The organism is Alteromonas sp. 76-1, assembly GCF_900654235.1.
Taxonomy (GTDB): Bacteria; Pseudomonadota; Gammaproteobacteria; order Enterobacterales; family Alteromonadaceae; genus Alteromonas; species Alteromonas naphthalenivorans.
Genome location: NZ_LR136958.1, coordinates 4,681,679 through 4,697,392 on the forward strand (window position 1 = coordinate 4,681,679; position 15,714 = coordinate 4,697,392).

Genomic DNA, 15,714 nt, shown 5'->3' on the forward strand with positions numbered 1-15,714 from the left:
GAAGTAATCGACCAACGACACTTTAGCGTATAAGTACTAATATAATTTGGTTCTCGTAGGTTGGGCTTCACAGGTTGGGCCTCACAGGTTGGGCCTCACAGGTTGGGCTTCATAAAATGAGGCTGCCCGCGTTTCATAAAAGATTAAAGGCTTCCAAGGTTACTTCATGGCAAAAAATACCGATGAACGAAAAGCGCGAGCAGTACCGTCTTCTCGTATTGGGAGAGTAGGGCGCTTAGGTGCTTTGGCAGGCAAAATTGCAGGCAATGTTGTTACTAATGGGGCTAGCCAATGGATAAAGGGCGAACGCCCAGCGCTTAGCGCGTTATTACTGACGCCAAAAAACATAACTAACATTGCCGATCAACTCGCCACCATGCGTGGTGCAGCCATGAAGCTAGGCCAGCTTATCTCTATGGATACGGGCGACTTTTTACCGCCAGAACTCGCTACCATATTAGCCAGGCTCAGAGAAGATGCCGACCCTATGCCAAAAGCCCAATTAGATACCACGCTAAAGGCCCAATGGGGCGAAAGTTGGCATGATGACTTGCTGTATTTTTCTTATGCCCCCGTTGCGGCGGCCTCTATTGGACAAGTGCATAAAGTGATTACTATGGACGGTAAAATGCTGGCCGCAAAGGTACAATACCCTGGTGTACGTAAAAGTATCAGTAGCGATGTAGATAACGTAGCAACACTCATTAAACTCACAGGTTTGGTGCCGAGCTCTTTAGATATTGGTCCGCTGTTAGAAGAAGCAAAAGTTCAACTTCATCAAGAAGCTGACTATCACCGCGAAGCCAACATGCTAACGCGCTACAAAGATGCGGTTACGCAGCATAACGATGCTGAATTCGCTTCCCAATTTGTTATACCCAGTGTTCATCCAGAGTTAACAACAGACTCTGTGCTGACAATGGACTTTATCGAAGCCAGCCCCCTTGATGCTGCAATGAACGCTCCCCAAGAAATTCGCAACACGTTAATGACGTCACTATTCCAATTATTTTTTAACGAGATATTTGGCTTTAAGTTACTTCAAAGCGACCCAAATTTAGCGAACTATCGATACAAAGAAGATACTCAGCAATGGGTATTACTAGACTTCGGGGCAACGCGAGAAGTTCCAAGTGATATTGCATTGGGCTACCAAGCACTGCTTCAAAGTGCTGCCAGCGGCAGTAAACAAGACATGCAACACGCAGCCCTGCAGATTGGTTTAATAAACCAAGAACACAGTGATGCACAGCAAGACCTTGTAGTGGCATTGGGAATGGAAGCGTGTGAAGCAATTAGAGAAGACGACCCCTACGATTTCGGCAATAGCGACCTGTTGCCAAGACTGCATGACAAAGGCGTGGCGTTGACCATGCAGCATGATTTCTGGCATACACCGCCAGTTGATGCCCTGTTTATTCATCGCAAGTTAGGAGGGCTGTACATGTTGGCTAAGCGATTAGGCACACAAGTTAATATGCGCGCCGCAGCAGAGCCTTGGTTAAAGCCCTGATATTGCGAGCTCTGATATTACGAGTTCTGATATTACGTTAGTACCGTAAATGACTAATAAGGTAACTGCATGCTAAACGGCAACGCCATTTGTTCTGCGCTTTTGGGCGGGTTACCAATCATTTCGTCATAAGGGGAGTCGTGTTTCATAACGGCTTGCTGTACGGTGCAGTGAGAAAATACTTCTCGTATTTGGCCTGTACTGAAAAAACGCATGGGTCGGTCTTGCTTATCGTACACCATGCCGCTTTTATCTCCCACGGTTAGGTAGACCAAATAAACGTTCATTTCATATGACTGAACTTCAAGATAATCGATGTTTAAAGACTTACCTTCAATTTGGGTAAATAGAAACTTGTGCATAACCGCCCCTCAGCGCACGTAAATCAACTGATGATTTTTTTGATAATTTTAACGTTGCTTTTTACGTTGCTGGCGACAAACAGGTTCATTACGATGATACTGATACTGGGGTATCGGTATCTTCTGAAGACATGCCTTTAGACATATTGCTGAGTGTTACGCTAGCGCGAACAGCTCTAACGAGCATAATCATACTGATCAAACACGCGCCACCAAATATGGCTGCAGGAAGCACAATCCCACTTCCTAACCACATCAGTGGAAATATCAGTAATCGAGGCCCTTCTAGCGCCAACGCCAGTTTTGAACCAGCCAAAATAAAACCATTTTGGATACTCATCGCCACTATTGTTAACACCAGTATTAACTGGTGGGCACCACTTAATGTTTGAATAAACAGTAATAAGTATACGGTGATACTTAGTAAGATAACGTGCTGCGCCACGCTGTAATGAGTCACGGGGGCAGCCAACGCAGGGTGAAATTTTTTAAACGAAGACAGCGGCGCTTTTTCGAAGGGAAAGCGTTCGGCCACGTCATTGGGGCGCCACCCCGTGCGACCAAACCACACACGAAGTTTATCTTGCCAACGTGAAGTGTAAAAACTGTCTTTGGCTAGTTGACTATAAAGCTGCGCATTCGCCCACAAAGGGTTAAAACTTTTCAATGCACCGCGAATGCCGAAAACTGGTTTGTCGCTTTCTAGTTCTGGAATAAAGGTATTAAATAAACGATCCCATATGATGAACACACCACCATAATTCTTGTCGATATAAACGCGATTTTGGGCGTGATGTACACGATGATTCGAAGGCGTAACAAACCATTTTTCCATCCAACCTAGTTTGTCAATATGCTGAGTATGAACCCAGAATTGATATATTAAGTTAAGCGCTCCAACGGTAATTATCATTTCTGGAGGAAAACCTATTAGCGCTAAAGGCAGATAGAAAACCCAGCTGAAAATAGCGCCACTTGTTTGTCGAAGTGCGGTGGTTAGATTGTAGTCTTCACTGGAGTGATGCACCACATGGGCAGCCCATAAAATACTCATTTCATGGCCCATTCGGTGATTCCAATAATAAAAGAAGTCGTACAATATGAATGCAGCTATCCATACCCAAGGTGAATAACTCAGTTCGACAACTGCAAAAGTATTAAACACCAATACGTAGAAAGTGAGCGGTATAAGCTGATGCCCAATAGCCATGACTCGCGATAATACGCCCATGCTTAAACTGGCAATCGCATCATTTGCACGATAGTGACCGGTTTTTTTCCGTTTATCGACAAGTATTTCAATGGCGATAAGAAGAACGAATAAAGGAATAGCAAAAAGGATAACAGTCATAGTATCTACGTTTTATAAATTCATCTTAATTGTTAATAAAATGTATAATATAAGCAAGTTATTTTACATTCCTCTGCAAAATTAAGGATTTTATAGAATGATGATACCGAAGTTACCCTTTCTAGCGTTTCGTAGCATTTGCTGCTATCGCTAAGAAATTGCTACAAATTACGATCGAATTGCGAACCAATTACGTTAAAAAGTGTTCTAAATAAGGAAATTACCTTCATCAGAGAACAATTCTCTTGCGTGATATCCAAATATTGGGTGTTATCTCTGATAGTATTATTATTAGATCAGTTATTGCAGCGGAGATATTATGAGCGAATCGTCAGAAAAGCGTACGTTAGGTCCCCATTTTCTTATTATCGGGGTAATAATTGTAGTCATCTTGGCTCTCGTGTTTTGGCCTTCGAAAGAAGAAGAGGTCGTCGCCCCCGAGCCTGAAGTTGTTCAGCCAGACGTAGAAGTGCCTGTTGAAGAAGTACCCGACGTTTTTGAAACCAAGCCTGCTCCGCCACCGTTAGAACTTGAAGAGCCCGACGAAGTCCCACCAATGCCAGAACCTGTAGAGCCAGATCCTGAGCCGTTAGATGTGAGCGACCCGGCCATAAAATCGTCACTGCAGGAGATTTCTACCGCCACTGACGACAGCGTAAACCGTATGATTGTGAATGAAGGTTTATTACAGCGATTTGTGGTCTCGGTTACCAACTTAGCGAATGATGAAATGGCGCCCAATCACCAGTTGCTTACGCCTCCTGAGCAAACATTTCGTGTTTATTCTCAGGCTGGAAAGCAATGGATTGATGCAGCAAGCTATAAGCGCTATACACCTTATGTAAACATGCTTGAGTCGTTTGAAAGTGAAGCGTTATTGGGCATGTACGATATTTATAAGGGTGACATTCAAGACAAATACGCAGAAATTGGCGATTCGAATAAGAACTTCAACGAAGTGGTATTAGATGCTATCGATCAGTTGCTCGATACACCTGAAGTGCCGGTACCTGTTGAAGTGTATACCGATTCAGTTACCTATAAATACACCGACCCTCGTTTAGAGAATCTAAACGAACCGCAGAAGCAGTTGCTTCGTACAGGCCCAGACAATATGCGCCGTATTAAAGCAAAGCTGCGTGAAATTAAAGTGTTGCTTGAAGAAAATGGATCTAACTAGATTTCAACAGCAATTAAAGGGCACGTCTGACAAGGCGCGCCCACTTCCGCCGGTGGAAAAGTGGAACCCGCCTTTTTGCGGTGATATCAATTTAACCATCGCGCTAGATGGCCGTTGGTTTTACGAAGGTAGCCCCATAGGTCGAGCAAGCTTAGTGAAGCTATTTGCCTCTGTACTTAAAAAAGAAGAAGACAGTTACTTTTTGGTTACCCCCGTTGAGAAGGTGGGGATTACCGTAGAAGACGTGCCTTTTTTGGTTACCGAGTGGCGTTTTGATAACGATTGCTTAGAACTCACCACACAAACTGGCGATATCGTCACACTGAGTGCGGCGGAGCAACTTAGCTTACGCAAGCCCCCCACCGACTTACAAGATACTGACGCAACGCCGATTCCCTATGTTTTAGTTAGACGCAATTTGTGGGCGCGTTTGCATCAAAACGTTTATTATCAACTGCTCGAGCACGCTACCGAGCAGCAAGAAGGTAATGAAACGCAATTTGTGGTTACCTCGAATGCTATCCCCTTCATTATTGGCGCGGTGCCCATCAAATAAAGGGCAAGGCCTTAGCGTTAAGCTTCGATGAAAGCCTTTGGTTAAAAGTCTCTGTTATAAAAGCCAGGGCAGAAGCTTATGCTGAAGATGGCGATGGCGAGCAATTTTAAATAGCACAGCAAGTAAAATAACACCGATAACGAAGCGCAAAGTTTTGCGTTAGCTTTGCTGGTGTTCTACATTGGTTCTTCGTCTATTCACACATCATAAGAAGAATCATCATGAAAAAGACACTGACTTCATTAGCTATTTCCTTAGGACTGGCAACGCTAGGCACCATTGCCCTTTCAGCGCCTGCCGTTTCCGCCACCTTAGTGCATGCAGGTAAAGCCTTCACCGGCACGTCGGACAAGCTTAAAAGCGAAGTAACCATTGTTATCGAGGGCAACAAAATTGCATCGGTAGAGTCTGGCTATAAAACCCCCTCAGAATCAGACACGGTTATTGATTTAAAACATGCCACTGTCTTGCCAGGCTTAATGGATATGCATGTTCATTTGTCTTCACAGCATGGCGGCCCTCAAACCTATTTAGAGCGCTTTTCATTGAATGAGGCTGACTATGCACTTAAGGCCGCTAACTATGCTGAAATTACGCTAGATGCGGGGTTTACCACGGTGCGTAATTTAGGTGACGGCTATCATGAAACTGTTTCTCTTCGAAATGCGATCAGTAAAGGCTATGCCACAGGCCCGCGTATATTCACGGTAGGAAAATCAATCGCCACCACTGGCGGACATGCCGACCCAAGCAACGGATTATCTCACTTACTGCGCCCCGACGTTGGCCCTAAACAAGGCGTGGTTAACGGCGAAGTAGAAGCCCGTGAAGCCGTTCGTTCACGTTATCAAGACGGTGCAGATTTAATTAAAATCACTGCCACCGGCGGCGTATTGAGTGTAGCGAAAAGCGGTCAGAACCCACAGTTTATGACCGATGAACTAGAAGCTATTGTACAGACCGCAAAAGATTACGGCATGACGGTAGCGGTTCACGCTCACGGTAAAGAAGGCATGAAACGCGCTATTGTCGCTGGCGTTGACTCCATTGAGCACGGCACTTATATGGACGACGAAGTGCGCGACCTAATGAAACAAAAAGGGACTTACTATGTGCCAACGATTTTGGCAGGTAAATTTGTTGCCGACAAAGCAAAGATTGACGGTTATTTTCCTGAACTAGTGCGCCCAAAAGCGGCGGCAATTGGCCCGCTGATTCAAAATACTTTCGAGAAAGCACATAAAGCAGGCGTAAAAATTGCTTTTGGAACAGATAGCGGAGTTTCTGCACATGGCGATAACGCTCAAGAATTTTCCCTAATGGTTGAAGCGGGCATGTCTGAAGCAGAAGCGATTTTAAGCGCTACCGCTAATAGCGCAGCATTGCTGGGTGTTGGTGATACCTTAGGTACATTAGAGGCTGGAAAACTGGCCGACTTGGTAGCCGTAGTAGGTAACCCGCTAGAAGACATATCACTTTTAGAAAGTGTGTCTTTTGTAATGAAAGACGGAAAAATTTACAAACAATAATGGAAAGGCTTTGGGTATCAGGGCCGTATTAACTTCAAGGCAGTAAAAATAAAAGATGGCACTGGGTAAAAAGGTAAAGAAAAAGACGAAGCAACTCGTAGACTCTAAACACATGCTTACCGGCATCACGTTTGCGTCTTTTTTAGAGTCGACCATTGTGCCAGTGCCTCTTGAAGCGATTATGGTGCCCTTGATGCAAGCCCGCCGCGATAAGCTTTGGCTGATAGCGCTAATGGCAACCTTAGGCTGTGTAGTGGGTGCAATATTTGGCTACGCGCTAGGGTATTATTTATTCGACCTACTCGGCCAGTGGGTAATTGATACGTTTTTTAGCCAACAACAATTCGACAGTGTTAAACAACAAATGCAAAACCAAGGGTTTTGGTTTGTGATGACATTGGGTATTGCCCCCATCCCCTTTCAAGTGGCCATGTTAGCAGCAGGTGCCACCAAATTCTCTCTTGGCCTTTTTCTGTTAGCCACGGTGATCGCGCGGGCCATCCGCTATTTTGGCTTAGCCGCCGTGGTATATTTCGCGGGGAACAAGGCCGAGCAGCTTATTAAGAAATATAAGATTTCCGCCATCGCCGTGCTTACTGCATTAGTGATTGGCGTATGGTTCGCTGTTAATATGTTGAAAGGCTAGTGTTTTTTCTGATGCTATTTAATACCCACTTAGCGCACTAATCTGCTTTGTAAATTACTTCGATAAAATTTTTCAATTCTACATTTGATAATAATTCTCATTTGCACTAATGTAGTTTTTAGGAGGTGCAAATTATGAATTTACAACGGTTATGCCCAGTCTACAGAAAGTGGTTACAGCTAAACCCTTCACACGCTCGCGAGCACAGAATCGCGATGCAGGTACAAACGCAGCAAGCTCACCAAGCGGGCAAATATAACGAGGCGAGGCGTCTTGGCTATCAAACCTTCGAAGCCGCTAAAGTTGTTCTTACCGCCTTACAGCCGGTTACTGATACGGTGGATAAATCTATTCACGAAGATGTATTAGCCTTTGGCACTATGGCCATGTATTTATCCTCGTTACTGCACAAAGAAAATAAAAAACACGAAGCTCACCACATTCTCCAAGAGTGCCACCAGCAACTTATCGCCATATTGCCTTTACATGCCAGTAAGCCCTCGGTGTGTAAGCTTATTTGCGCTATACAGGTAGCGCTTGAAAAGAGCAGTGGCGCGAAGCCAGCGGAACATCAGCAGGCGCTAACGTTGCACTAGTGATACAAACTATTAACCGTATAACATACCCCATGAAGACGAGGGACATCAGCATGACAGTAGAATCATTTCAGGATAATAACGACTTCATATCGTTAAACGTAAAAGCATCGGTGCTTCGAAAAATGTTAAACGGGCAAAACTTGCATGTATCAGACATTCATTGCAACTGCTCTCGTAGCAAACAACAATTGCAGCAACTTCTGTTACAAGCCGTCAGTGGTGACAGCGAGTAGGTAATTTCAGGTAGATATACATAGAAATAATAGTAGTCAGGACACACGACCAAAACGCTGCTCAGATTTATTATTTACGCTTCTATTATTTACGCCTTTATTATTAATGGTTCGATTCTTGATAATCGTAGTAGACGAAATTCAATTATACGAACTAGGAGCGCACCGTGCGCGATACATCAAACTGGCTTTCAGCCATTGCCAGCGCAGGTTACAGCGCGAAAACCATCATGTACTCCATGCTTGGTGTCTTTATTCTTTCCTCGGTAATTACTGCCGCAGACCGTGAAAAAGCGACACAAGAAAACGTATTTTCCACCCTCAAATCACAGCCATTTGGCCAAGTGCTACTCGGTATTTTAATAGCCGGATTAGTTAGCTATGCCCTGTGGCGATGGCTTCAAAGTATTTTAAATACCGAATCGCTAGATATGACAAAAGCGAAAGACATTATTATGCGCGTGTTTTTGTTTGTATCAGGAATATTCTATTTTGGCGCTGCGTTTTTAGGCGCAAAAGTGCTAATTGGTAGCAACTCTGGCAGTAGTTCAGGTGGTAGCGGTGGTTCAAAAGGGGAACAGGTAAGCCATCAACTTTTACAGTATCAATGGGGAACCTATTTAGTTGCTGCTATTGGTGCAGGAGTGCTTATATTTGCTTTTATGCAGTTTAAACATGCTTACAAAGCAGATTTCCTCAAAAAGTTTGAACAAGCAAAGCTAACGGGTCATAAACGGAAAACGACCAAAGTGGTCGGTAGAATAGGCTATTTCGCCCGAGGTGTGGTGTATTTGCTGGTGGGCAGTTTCTTTGTCATATCTGCGGTAAAAAACGACCCTTCTGAAGCGGGAGGGCTGCAACAGGCACTACAAACCCTTACCCAGCAAACGTTCGGGCTCTACATGCTAGCTGCCATGGGAATCGGGTTTATTATGTTTGGTATTTATTGCGGGTTTGAAGCCAAATATCGACGAACCTAAGTTGACTAAAAGCACTAAGAGCGCCCTACATCCCTTTTTTGATCACATACTGATACGGCATTACATCGGTTTGGGATGCCACTAGGGTATGCTCCATAAATCGACAAAAGCTAGGCACATCTCGTGCCGTTGAAGGATCGTCTGCCGTTATCGACAAAGTCTGACCGTCTTCCAGCTTACGTATTTGCAAACGCACCATCATAACCGGCTCTGGACAACGAAGCCCCAACGCATCTAAATGCGTTGTGGCTTCATCAAAGGCTTGTTGAAATTCAGTCGCCATACTTAAATACCATAGGTTTCACGGTATGTATTTATCGCGTTGATTTCATTAGTCATGTTGTCTTGCTCAGTTAAGTAAGTCACCACATCAGCTAACGTGACAATAGCAATTACTGTAGTACCAAAATCGCGCTCGACTTCTTGAATAGCAGATAATTTACCCTTACCGCGTTCTTGCCTGTCTAGCGCAATAAGCACACCGGATAAACTTGCGTTGTGCTGCTCTATCAAGGTCATCGACTCACGAATAGCCGTACCTGCGGTAATCACATCATCCACTAACATGATGCGACCTTCCAGCGGGCTACCTACTAAGTTGCCCCCTTCACCGTGAGTTTTCGCCTCTTTGCGATTAAAGCAATAAGGTACATCACGATGATGACTATCGGCTAAGGCTACCGCCGTCGTTGTGGCAATAGGAATACCTTTGTAGGCAGGGCCGAACAATACGTCGAATTCCACCCCAGCATCCACTAATGCATCGGCATAAAAGCGCCCCAACTTTGCTAAGTCGCCACCAGAATTAAATAATCCCGCGTTAAAAAAGTACGGGCTTACGCGGCCAGACTTTAAGGTAAACTCACCAAATTTAAGTACACCACGTTCAATGGCAAATTCAATAAAACTGCGCTGAAACGCTTTCATGGTAACTCCTTACGCCAGTGCTGCTTTTTGAATGTCGAACAATTCGCGCAAGCCGTGCTTAGCAATTGTCAACATTTCATCAAGCTCTTCAAACGCAAACGGTTCGCCTTCTGCAGTACCTTGTACTTCAATAAGCTTACCGGTTTCGGTCATGACAATATTCATGTCTGTTTCAGCTACTGAATCTTCGGTGTACTCAAGGTCAGCAATAGGCGTACCTTTATAAATACCTACCGACAACGCCGCAATCATGTGCTTAAGAGGGTTGGCTTTCAGAATACCTTTGCTACGCATATACGTTAACGCATCAACTAAAGCCACACATGCACCCGTGATAGACGCTGTACGTGTACCGCCGTCAGCTTGAATAACATCACAATCAAGCGTGATCGTGTTTTCACCTAGTAGCTTCAAATCTACTGCAGCGCGAAGCGAGCGCGCAATAAGGCGTTGAATTTCTAGCGTACGGCCACCTTGTTTACCACGAGCAGCTTCACGACCACTACGAGTATGAGTAGCACGAGGAAGCATGCTGTATTCCGCCGTGATCCAACCTTTGCCCTGACCTTTCATGAAACGAGGCACGCCTTCTTCAACCGTGGCGTTACACAACACTTTAGTGTTGCCGAACTCCACCAGCACTGAGCCTTCAGCGTGACATGTGTACTGACGAGTAATAGTAACTGGGCGAATTTGATTGGCGGTTCTGCCGCTTGGACGCATAGAGTTCTCCACGAGATGAATGCTTATAAAAGAAATAATTCTGGCAAGTAACGCACTTAATAATGGGTAAGTGTTCAGACAAGCCTAAGTTTGGGACGTAAGTATAACGCACTAATAGCAGCTGTTAAAAACGAACTTTCGCCCTTTTAGCATATCGAACTCTCATCAATGTAGGCTACTATAGTGAATACAAGAAAACCTGTCTGATGATAATGATGACACAATGCGCGACAGCGGGTTGTTTTTGCAGGCTTTCATTTGCAAAAAGTGCAATAAAAGGAACATTTATGATTTACAGCATGACCGCATTCGCGCGGGTAGAAACGAAAAAAGACTGGGGCTCTGCCGTATGGGAAATACGCTCCGTTAATCAACGTTTTCTAGAAACTTACTTCCGCTTACCCGAGCAATTCCGCTCTTTAGAGCCAGTACTTCGCGAACGTTTTAGAAAAAAACTGGCCCGCGGAAAAGTAGAATGCGCGTTACGTTTCACCGCCAACGATGCTGCTGTAACCACACTTAACCTTAACGAAGCGTTAGCTAAGCAAGTACTTAACGCCGCCGACTGGGTGCAAGCTCATGGGCAATCTACCGGTGTAAACCCGCTAGACGTATTGCGCTGGCCTGGTGTGATTGCTGCCGAAGAAGCCGACATGGATACCATTCATGGCGATGTCATGGCCGCGTTCGACCAAGCACTTAACGATTTTATAAGCGCCCGCGCCACAGAAGGCGAAGCATTGAAAGGCATGATCACTCAGCGTTTAGACGCCATTGAAGTAGAAGCCGCGAAAGTAACTGCACGTATGCCTGAAATTATGGTGTGGCAGCGCGAAAAAGTACAAGCACGCTTCGAAGAAGCGAAAATTGAGCTAGATGCAGGTCGCTTCGAACAAGAAATGATTATGCTTGCGCAAAAAGTCGATGTTGCCGAAGAATTAGACCGCTTAAACGCTCATGTTATAGAAACCCGCAACATTCTTAAAAAGGGCGGGGCGGTTGGCCGCCGTTTAGATTTTATGATGCAGGAATTTAACCGCGAGTCGAACACGCTTGGTTCAAAATCAATTAATACTGATATCACCCAATCGGCGGTTGAACTTAAGGTGCTGATTGAGCAAATGCGTGAACAAATTCAGAATATTGAATAAAGCTAAGTAGCGCTTAGTGAATCGAACAATAAACTTAGAAACCTCGCGATATCGCGAGGTTTTTTTAAGTTTTAGCCATAAGTGCCTATTAACGCCTCCCCCGCCTATAGTTAAAAATCAAAAGTGGTTATTTGAGCTATACATCCGTTGCTTTATATTTGAGTAAACAGTGAGAAAATCAGTCGTACTCAATAACAATAAATTCATCAGAGGCAGTGGATGTTTTCAATTCATGTAGAGCGCATTATCGACAAGCCAATAGACTTTGTTTTTGCCAAGCTAAGTGACCATGCAAACTATGCACAATTTAAAGGCGTGGAAGCAGCTAACCTTATTGTTGAAGGTAAGCTGGAACAAAACGGTCTTGGTGCTGTGCGAGAGATTATTGCGGGTGGGGCCAACTTGCATGAAGAAATAGTCGCTTACGATCCTCCCTATAAATTGGGTTATAAAGTGGTGAAGTCAAAACCGCTTCCTTATGACCACCAATTAGGTGAAATTACGTTGAAAGAAGTTGATGGCAAAACCCATGCGACATGGCGCTCAATAGGCCACATCACCATTTTTGTTTTAGGTAGTTTATATTTCGATAAGCAAATTCAAAAAAATGGCGGCAAAGCCTTCGGCAGTATTCTTAAGCAGATTGGCAACATGAAAAGTTAGAGACTGGTTTAATATTATACCGCGCCTAAAAAATACCGTGTTACCCTAAATATTGCTTCAAGAATTGCTCATGGCTAGGTAACGCCGATACCTGATTGTCTACCTGTTGCTTTAACCCGGCTAGAAACCGCTCGAGTTCGGTTTCAGACATTTCATCGGCTACCCGATGATATTGCTCTGGCACCACACCTTGCCCCATCATAACTTGTGTCCACGAATCGACTCGGAAGATATCACCATCATCTAGAAACACTCTTCCGGTTTGTTTAAATAGGTTTATTTTGTGGGTAAGAGAAGGGGGGATGTCCATGCTTTTGCAGTGTTCCCAGAACGGACTGTCTTCTCGGTTAGTCACTTTATAGTGCATCACAATAAAATCGAGAATAGCTGCCATTTCACTGTTGTACTTATTATTGTATTCATTTACCGTCGATTGGGTTATTCCATCAAATGGAAACAAGCGCATTAAGCGCACAATGCCGGTCATGATCAGGTGAATACTGGTAGACTCCAGAGGTTCGATAAAACCACTGGCTAGGCCTAGTGCTACACAATTTTTATTCCACCCTAACCGCCGTTTACCCGGTGTAAATCTTATGATTCTTGGTTCATTTAACGTCTCGCCTTCTATGGCACTTAATAAGGTGTCTTTGGCTTCGTCGTCGCTCATATAATTGCTGCAGTACACTAAACCATTACCCACTCGATTTTGAAGCGGAATTTTCCAGCGCCAGCCCGCGTCATGTGCCACACTTTTTGTATAAGGAATGGGCGCGCCCGTCGACTCAGTTTGTACTGCCAAAGCACTGTCGCAAGGAAGCCAATGGCTCCAGTTTTCATACCCGGTATGAAGTGTTTTTTCTATCAACAGCCCTTTGAACCCAGTGCAGTCGATAAATAAATCACCCGCCACTTCCTGACCATCCGATAGCCTTATACTTGATATGCAACCAGTATGTGAGCATTTACTTACATGGTAAATATCACCTTCAATATGCGTCACTCCCGCTTCTACTGCTAGCCCTTTTAAAAAGCGCCCGTATGCCACGGCATCAAAGTGATAGGCAAAGTTCATTGGCATGCGTTCGCCATAGGCAAACTTGCCTTCTTGTGCCGCTTTTAATTCGGTGCAGTAGTCACCGAAGTCACCACCAAAACCAAGGGCTTTTGCCCGCAGCCAAAAGTGATGAAATTCGCCCGCCCAGCACTCTCGACCTGTTACGCCAAATGAATGAATATAACTGTGATCTTGCTCTCGCCAGTTTTCAAACTCTATACCCAACTTAAAGGTGGCATTGGTGGCACGCATAAAGGCTTTTTCGTCTATGCCCAATAACTTGTGAAAAGTGCGAATAGGAGGAATTGTCGCCTCGCCCACACCAACAATACCTATATCTTTAGATTCCACTAGCGTAATGGAAAGTGATTTGCCAAGTAACTTTGAAAGCGCAGCGGCGGCCATCCAACCGGCGGTGCCGCCCCCTGCAATTACTACACGCTTCACTGGGCTGTTTTTCGCCCCTGTACCCATAGCGTTTAGATTACCGGAAACCGATGACATCATGGCGAGGTCCTTCTTTCTTGTCGTTATTATTTGCTGTGGTGTCTTTCTCTAATTGATGAGAAATGGTGGAGAGTAAATCGCGGTTGGTTGGCAACCCAGCAAGCAATTGGCGTTTGCCTTGTTGTAGGCTTTGTTTTAACGCGAAGGCTTTTTTAACCATGTTGCTGTTTTTATCAAGCTGTCTGCCGGTGGTGTGAAACCCCATACCGTACAAAATGTATTGATAGCTTGCTGAGGGAAAGATTTCTTCATTTTCAATAAGATCGTAACGAGAAGGCGCTTGATATTGCCACAAATCGAGTAGCGCGTTCAGCGAGTCTGGAATACTGGATTCACTTCGCTGTGCTAACCAATAGGGCTCTTCTCTTTCGCTTAACACATAGTGTAATTTTAGAAAGTCGATAACTCTTTCCCAGCGATAGGTAAAACGCTGATTGTAACGCGTGGCCACGTGACTCATGTGTTGTCGGTTCTGCGGAAACTGGTCGCACAGCATGCGAATACCTAGCTCAACCATCGCAATTGCCGATGCCTCTAACGGCTCGATAAAGCCTGCTGACATCCCCATACCAATACAATTATTTACCCAAAACTGCTTTCGATAGCCTGGGTCAAACTGTAAATGTCTATATGTGAGGTTTTCTATCTCACTTTGGGGTAACCCCTTTGCTAAGTGCTCGCGCAGTATAGATTCTGCATTTTCCTCGCTGGCGTAGTCACTGGCATACACTAGCCCCACACCACGACGGTGTTGCAAGCCAATATCCCATGTCCAACCGCAGGTTTGGGCTGTGGCGATCGTCGTTGAAGCAATTGTATCGGCAGATGCCGACAAGTCGCTGCTGCCATAAGGCACCTGTACGGCCACGGCGCGGTTATTTAGCAGCACCGACGACACAGAGTGCCATGGCACATGGTAATGTTTGTCGATTAATAGCCCTTGTTGACCGCTACAATCAATAAACAAGTCACCTTTTATCGTATCGCCGTTTTCAGTCACCAGCGACTCGATATCGCCATTATCCTGTGCAACCACATTCGCAATATGTGCTTGGGTGTGCTTTACACCTAGGTTGTTTTTGCAATGGTTAGTGAGCAAGGTTGCCAATGCAGTGGCATCAAAATGATAGCCGTAATTGAGCACGTAGGCATATTCTGGTGTTGTGCTTTGCTTTGGTGCTAGCCCAGCATCACAAATTTCGGGTTGTAAGCAGAAGCTTTGCTCAAACGATTCGCTGCTGAAAAACTGTTGCCAGCAACGGTGAATATCCAGTTCAGTATAGCCTGTGGGTGTAGTGAAAGGGTGTTGATATTTGTCATCTTGATGGCCGTTTCGCCAACCAGCAAAGGTAGAGCCTTGTTTAAAGGATGCGTGACAGCAAGTAAGAAAATCTGCTTCCTTAATACCTATTTCTTGCAGTGTATCCCTTAGCGAAGGCCAAGAACCTTCTCCCACGCCGATACTTGGCACATTAGGCGATTCCACCAGTGTAATGTGTATGGCGCTTTCTTCACCGATGTTTTGTGCGTGGTTTGGGTTGTTGCTATTGGTATTTGTTCTGTTGCTTATTCTTTTACCCAGCCTCGCGGCTAATACTCCAGCGCACAGCCAACCAGCGGTTCCACCGCCCACAATGACTACATGCTTAATAGGTTGGTTCGACACTGTTTACCTTACCCTTTTCATTTTGTGTAGGGGGTTGTTTCTTTATTACTAAGCGTTGTATTTAATTTAGT

The 15,714-nt window shown here is 44.8% G+C and carries 17 protein-coding genes; 10 read left to right on the plus strand and 7 right to left on the minus strand.

The annotated features are described in order from the left end of the window. Positions 1 to 166: 166 nt before the first annotated feature. Positions 167 to 1,513, plus strand: coding sequence for an ABC1 kinase family protein (locus ALT761_RS19895; protein WP_129740490.1), 1,347 nt, complete (start codon positions 167 to 169; stop codon positions 1,511 to 1,513). A gap of 53 nt (positions 1,514 to 1,566) precedes the next feature. Here the strand turns inward: ALT761_RS19895 and ALT761_RS19900 are convergent, their stop codons facing one another. Continuing rightward, positions 1,567 to 1,875 carry a DUF6482 family protein gene (locus ALT761_RS19900; protein WP_129740491.1) on the minus strand — a complete coding sequence of 103 codons (309 nt, stop codon included), beginning with the start codon at positions 1,873 to 1,875 and terminating at the stop codon, positions 1,567 to 1,569. A gap of 88 nt (positions 1,876 to 1,963) precedes the next feature. Continuing rightward, positions 1,964 to 3,226, minus strand: a complete 1,263-nt coding sequence (locus ALT761_RS19905; RefSeq protein WP_129740492.1) for a sterol desaturase family protein — start codon at positions 3,224 to 3,226, stop codon at positions 1,964 to 1,966. Between the two features lie 319 nt (positions 3,227 to 3,545). On the opposite strand from ALT761_RS19905, the gene ALT761_RS19910 reads away from it, so the two are divergent. From ALT761_RS19910 to ALT761_RS19940, 7 genes are all read left to right on the plus strand, one after another. Beyond that, positions 3,546 to 4,406, plus strand: coding sequence for a DUF3014 domain-containing protein (locus ALT761_RS19910; RefSeq protein WP_129740493.1), 861 nt, complete (start codon positions 3,546 to 3,548; stop codon positions 4,404 to 4,406). Then, positions 4,393 to 4,962, plus strand: a complete 570-nt coding sequence (locus ALT761_RS19915; RefSeq protein WP_129740494.1) for a DUF1285 domain-containing protein — start codon at positions 4,393 to 4,395, stop codon at positions 4,960 to 4,962. Before ALT761_RS19910 ends, ALT761_RS19915 begins: the two co-directional genes overlap by 14 nt. A gap of 221 nt (positions 4,963 to 5,183) precedes the next feature. After that, a complete protein-coding gene (locus tag ALT761_RS19920; RefSeq protein WP_129740495.1) occupies positions 5,184 to 6,491 on the plus strand; it encodes a metal-dependent hydrolase family protein in 1,308 nt (435 codons plus the stop codon). A 55-nt stretch (positions 6,492 to 6,546) separates the two neighbouring features. Further along, entirely contained in the window at positions 6,547 to 7,137 is a 591-nt protein-coding gene (locus ALT761_RS19925; RefSeq protein WP_129740496.1) for a YqaA family protein, read from the plus strand. 134 nt (positions 7,138 to 7,271) lie between these two features. Further along, positions 7,272 to 7,733 (plus strand): hypothetical protein, encoded by a 462-nt coding sequence (locus ALT761_RS19930; RefSeq protein ID WP_129740497.1) that lies wholly within the window; start codon positions 7,272 to 7,274, stop codon positions 7,731 to 7,733. Between the two features lie 53 nt (positions 7,734 to 7,786). Next, a complete protein-coding gene (locus ALT761_RS19935; RefSeq protein WP_129740498.1) occupies positions 7,787 to 7,969 on the plus strand; it encodes a hypothetical protein in 183 nt (60 codons plus the stop codon). A gap of 167 nt (positions 7,970 to 8,136) precedes the next feature. Continuing rightward, entirely contained in the window at positions 8,137 to 8,949 is an 813-nt protein-coding gene (locus ALT761_RS19940; protein WP_129740499.1) for a DUF1206 domain-containing protein, read from the plus strand. A gap of 25 nt (positions 8,950 to 8,974) precedes the next feature. On the opposite strand, the gene tusA is transcribed toward ALT761_RS19940, so the two are convergent. Genes tusA through rph form a run of 3 tightly spaced genes read right to left on the minus strand, consistent with a single transcriptional unit; the run spans position 8,975 to position 10,599 of the window. Further along, a complete protein-coding gene (gene tusA / locus ALT761_RS19945) occupies positions 8,975 to 9,232 on the minus strand; it encodes a sulfurtransferase TusA (RefSeq protein ID WP_129740500.1) in 258 nt (85 codons plus the stop codon). Between the two features lie 2 nt (positions 9,233 to 9,234). Next, positions 9,235 to 9,876 carry an orotate phosphoribosyltransferase gene (gene pyrE, locus ALT761_RS19950; RefSeq protein ID WP_126871521.1) on the minus strand — a complete coding sequence of 214 codons (642 nt, stop codon included), beginning with the start codon at positions 9,874 to 9,876 and terminating at the stop codon, positions 9,235 to 9,237. A gap of 9 nt (positions 9,877 to 9,885) precedes the next feature. Beyond that, positions 9,886 to 10,599: a ribonuclease PH gene (rph, locus tag ALT761_RS19955; RefSeq protein ID WP_013786776.1), complete on the minus strand. Its 714-nt coding sequence runs from the start codon at positions 10,597 to 10,599 to the stop codon at positions 9,886 to 9,888. Between the two features lie 287 nt (positions 10,600 to 10,886). Between rph and ALT761_RS19960 the strand changes: the two genes are divergently transcribed. Together ALT761_RS19960 and ALT761_RS19965 are read left to right on the plus strand one after the other, a co-directional pair. Then, entirely contained in the window at positions 10,887 to 11,750 is an 864-nt protein-coding gene (locus ALT761_RS19960) for a YicC/YloC family endoribonuclease (protein WP_129740501.1), read from the plus strand. Positions 11,751 to 11,969: 219 nt separating this feature from the next. Next, positions 11,970 to 12,413 carry an SRPBCC family protein gene (locus tag ALT761_RS19965; protein ID WP_129740502.1) on the plus strand — a complete coding sequence of 148 codons (444 nt, stop codon included), beginning with the start codon at positions 11,970 to 11,972 and terminating at the stop codon, positions 12,411 to 12,413. Between the two features lie 40 nt (positions 12,414 to 12,453). On the opposite strand, the gene ALT761_RS19970 is transcribed toward ALT761_RS19965, so the two are convergent. Both ALT761_RS19970 and ALT761_RS19975 read right to left on the minus strand, forming a co-directional pair. Continuing rightward, the gene (locus tag ALT761_RS19970; protein ID WP_129740503.1) at positions 12,454 to 13,977 is read right to left on the minus strand and encodes a tryptophan halogenase family protein; all 1,524 of its coding nucleotides are present in this window, start codon (positions 13,975 to 13,977) and stop codon (positions 12,454 to 12,456) included. Further along, positions 13,955 to 15,643 (minus strand): tryptophan halogenase family protein, encoded by a 1,689-nt coding sequence (locus ALT761_RS19975; protein WP_129740504.1) that lies wholly within the window; start codon positions 15,641 to 15,643, stop codon positions 13,955 to 13,957. The genes ALT761_RS19970 and ALT761_RS19975 overlap by 23 nt, the downstream gene beginning before the upstream one ends. Positions 15,644 to 15,714: the final 71 nt, after the last annotated feature.

Coding starts and splice junctions, on each gene's coding strand:
- ALT761_RS19895 (WP_129740490.1), top strand. CDS start 167: ATGGCAAAAAATACCGATGAACGAAAAGCGCGAGCAGTACCGTCTTCT.
- ALT761_RS19900 (WP_129740491.1), bottom strand. CDS start 1,875: ATGCACAAGTTTCTATTTACCCAAATTGAAGGTAAGTCTTTAAACATC.
- ALT761_RS19905 (WP_129740492.1), bottom strand. CDS start 3,226: ATGACTGTTATCCTTTTTGCTATTCCTTTATTCGTTCTTCTTATCGCC.
- ALT761_RS19910 (WP_129740493.1), top strand. CDS start 3,546: ATGAGCGAATCGTCAGAAAAGCGTACGTTAGGTCCCCATTTTCTTATT.
- ALT761_RS19915 (WP_129740494.1), top strand. CDS start 4,393: ATGGATCTAACTAGATTTCAACAGCAATTAAAGGGCACGTCTGACAAG.
- ALT761_RS19920 (WP_129740495.1), top strand. CDS start 5,184: ATGAAAAAGACACTGACTTCATTAGCTATTTCCTTAGGACTGGCAACG.
- ALT761_RS19925 (WP_129740496.1), top strand. CDS start 6,547: ATGGCACTGGGTAAAAAGGTAAAGAAAAAGACGAAGCAACTCGTAGAC.
- ALT761_RS19930 (WP_129740497.1), top strand. CDS start 7,272: ATGAATTTACAACGGTTATGCCCAGTCTACAGAAAGTGGTTACAGCTA.
- ALT761_RS19935 (WP_129740498.1), top strand. CDS start 7,787: ATGACAGTAGAATCATTTCAGGATAATAACGACTTCATATCGTTAAAC.
- tusA (WP_129740500.1), bottom strand. CDS start 9,232: ATGGCGACTGAATTTCAACAAGCCTTTGATGAAGCCACAACGCATTTA.
- pyrE (WP_126871521.1), bottom strand. CDS start 9,876: ATGAAAGCGTTTCAGCGCAGTTTTATTGAATTTGCCATTGAACGTGGT.
- rph (WP_013786776.1), bottom strand. CDS start 10,599: ATGCGTCCAAGCGGCAGAACCGCCAATCAAATTCGCCCAGTTACTATT.
- ALT761_RS19960 (WP_129740501.1), top strand. CDS start 10,887: ATGATTTACAGCATGACCGCATTCGCGCGGGTAGAAACGAAAAAAGAC.
- ALT761_RS19965 (WP_129740502.1), top strand. CDS start 11,970: ATGTTTTCAATTCATGTAGAGCGCATTATCGACAAGCCAATAGACTTT.
- ALT761_RS19970 (WP_129740503.1), bottom strand. CDS start 13,977: ATGATGTCATCGGTTTCCGGTAATCTAAACGCTATGGGTACAGGGGCG.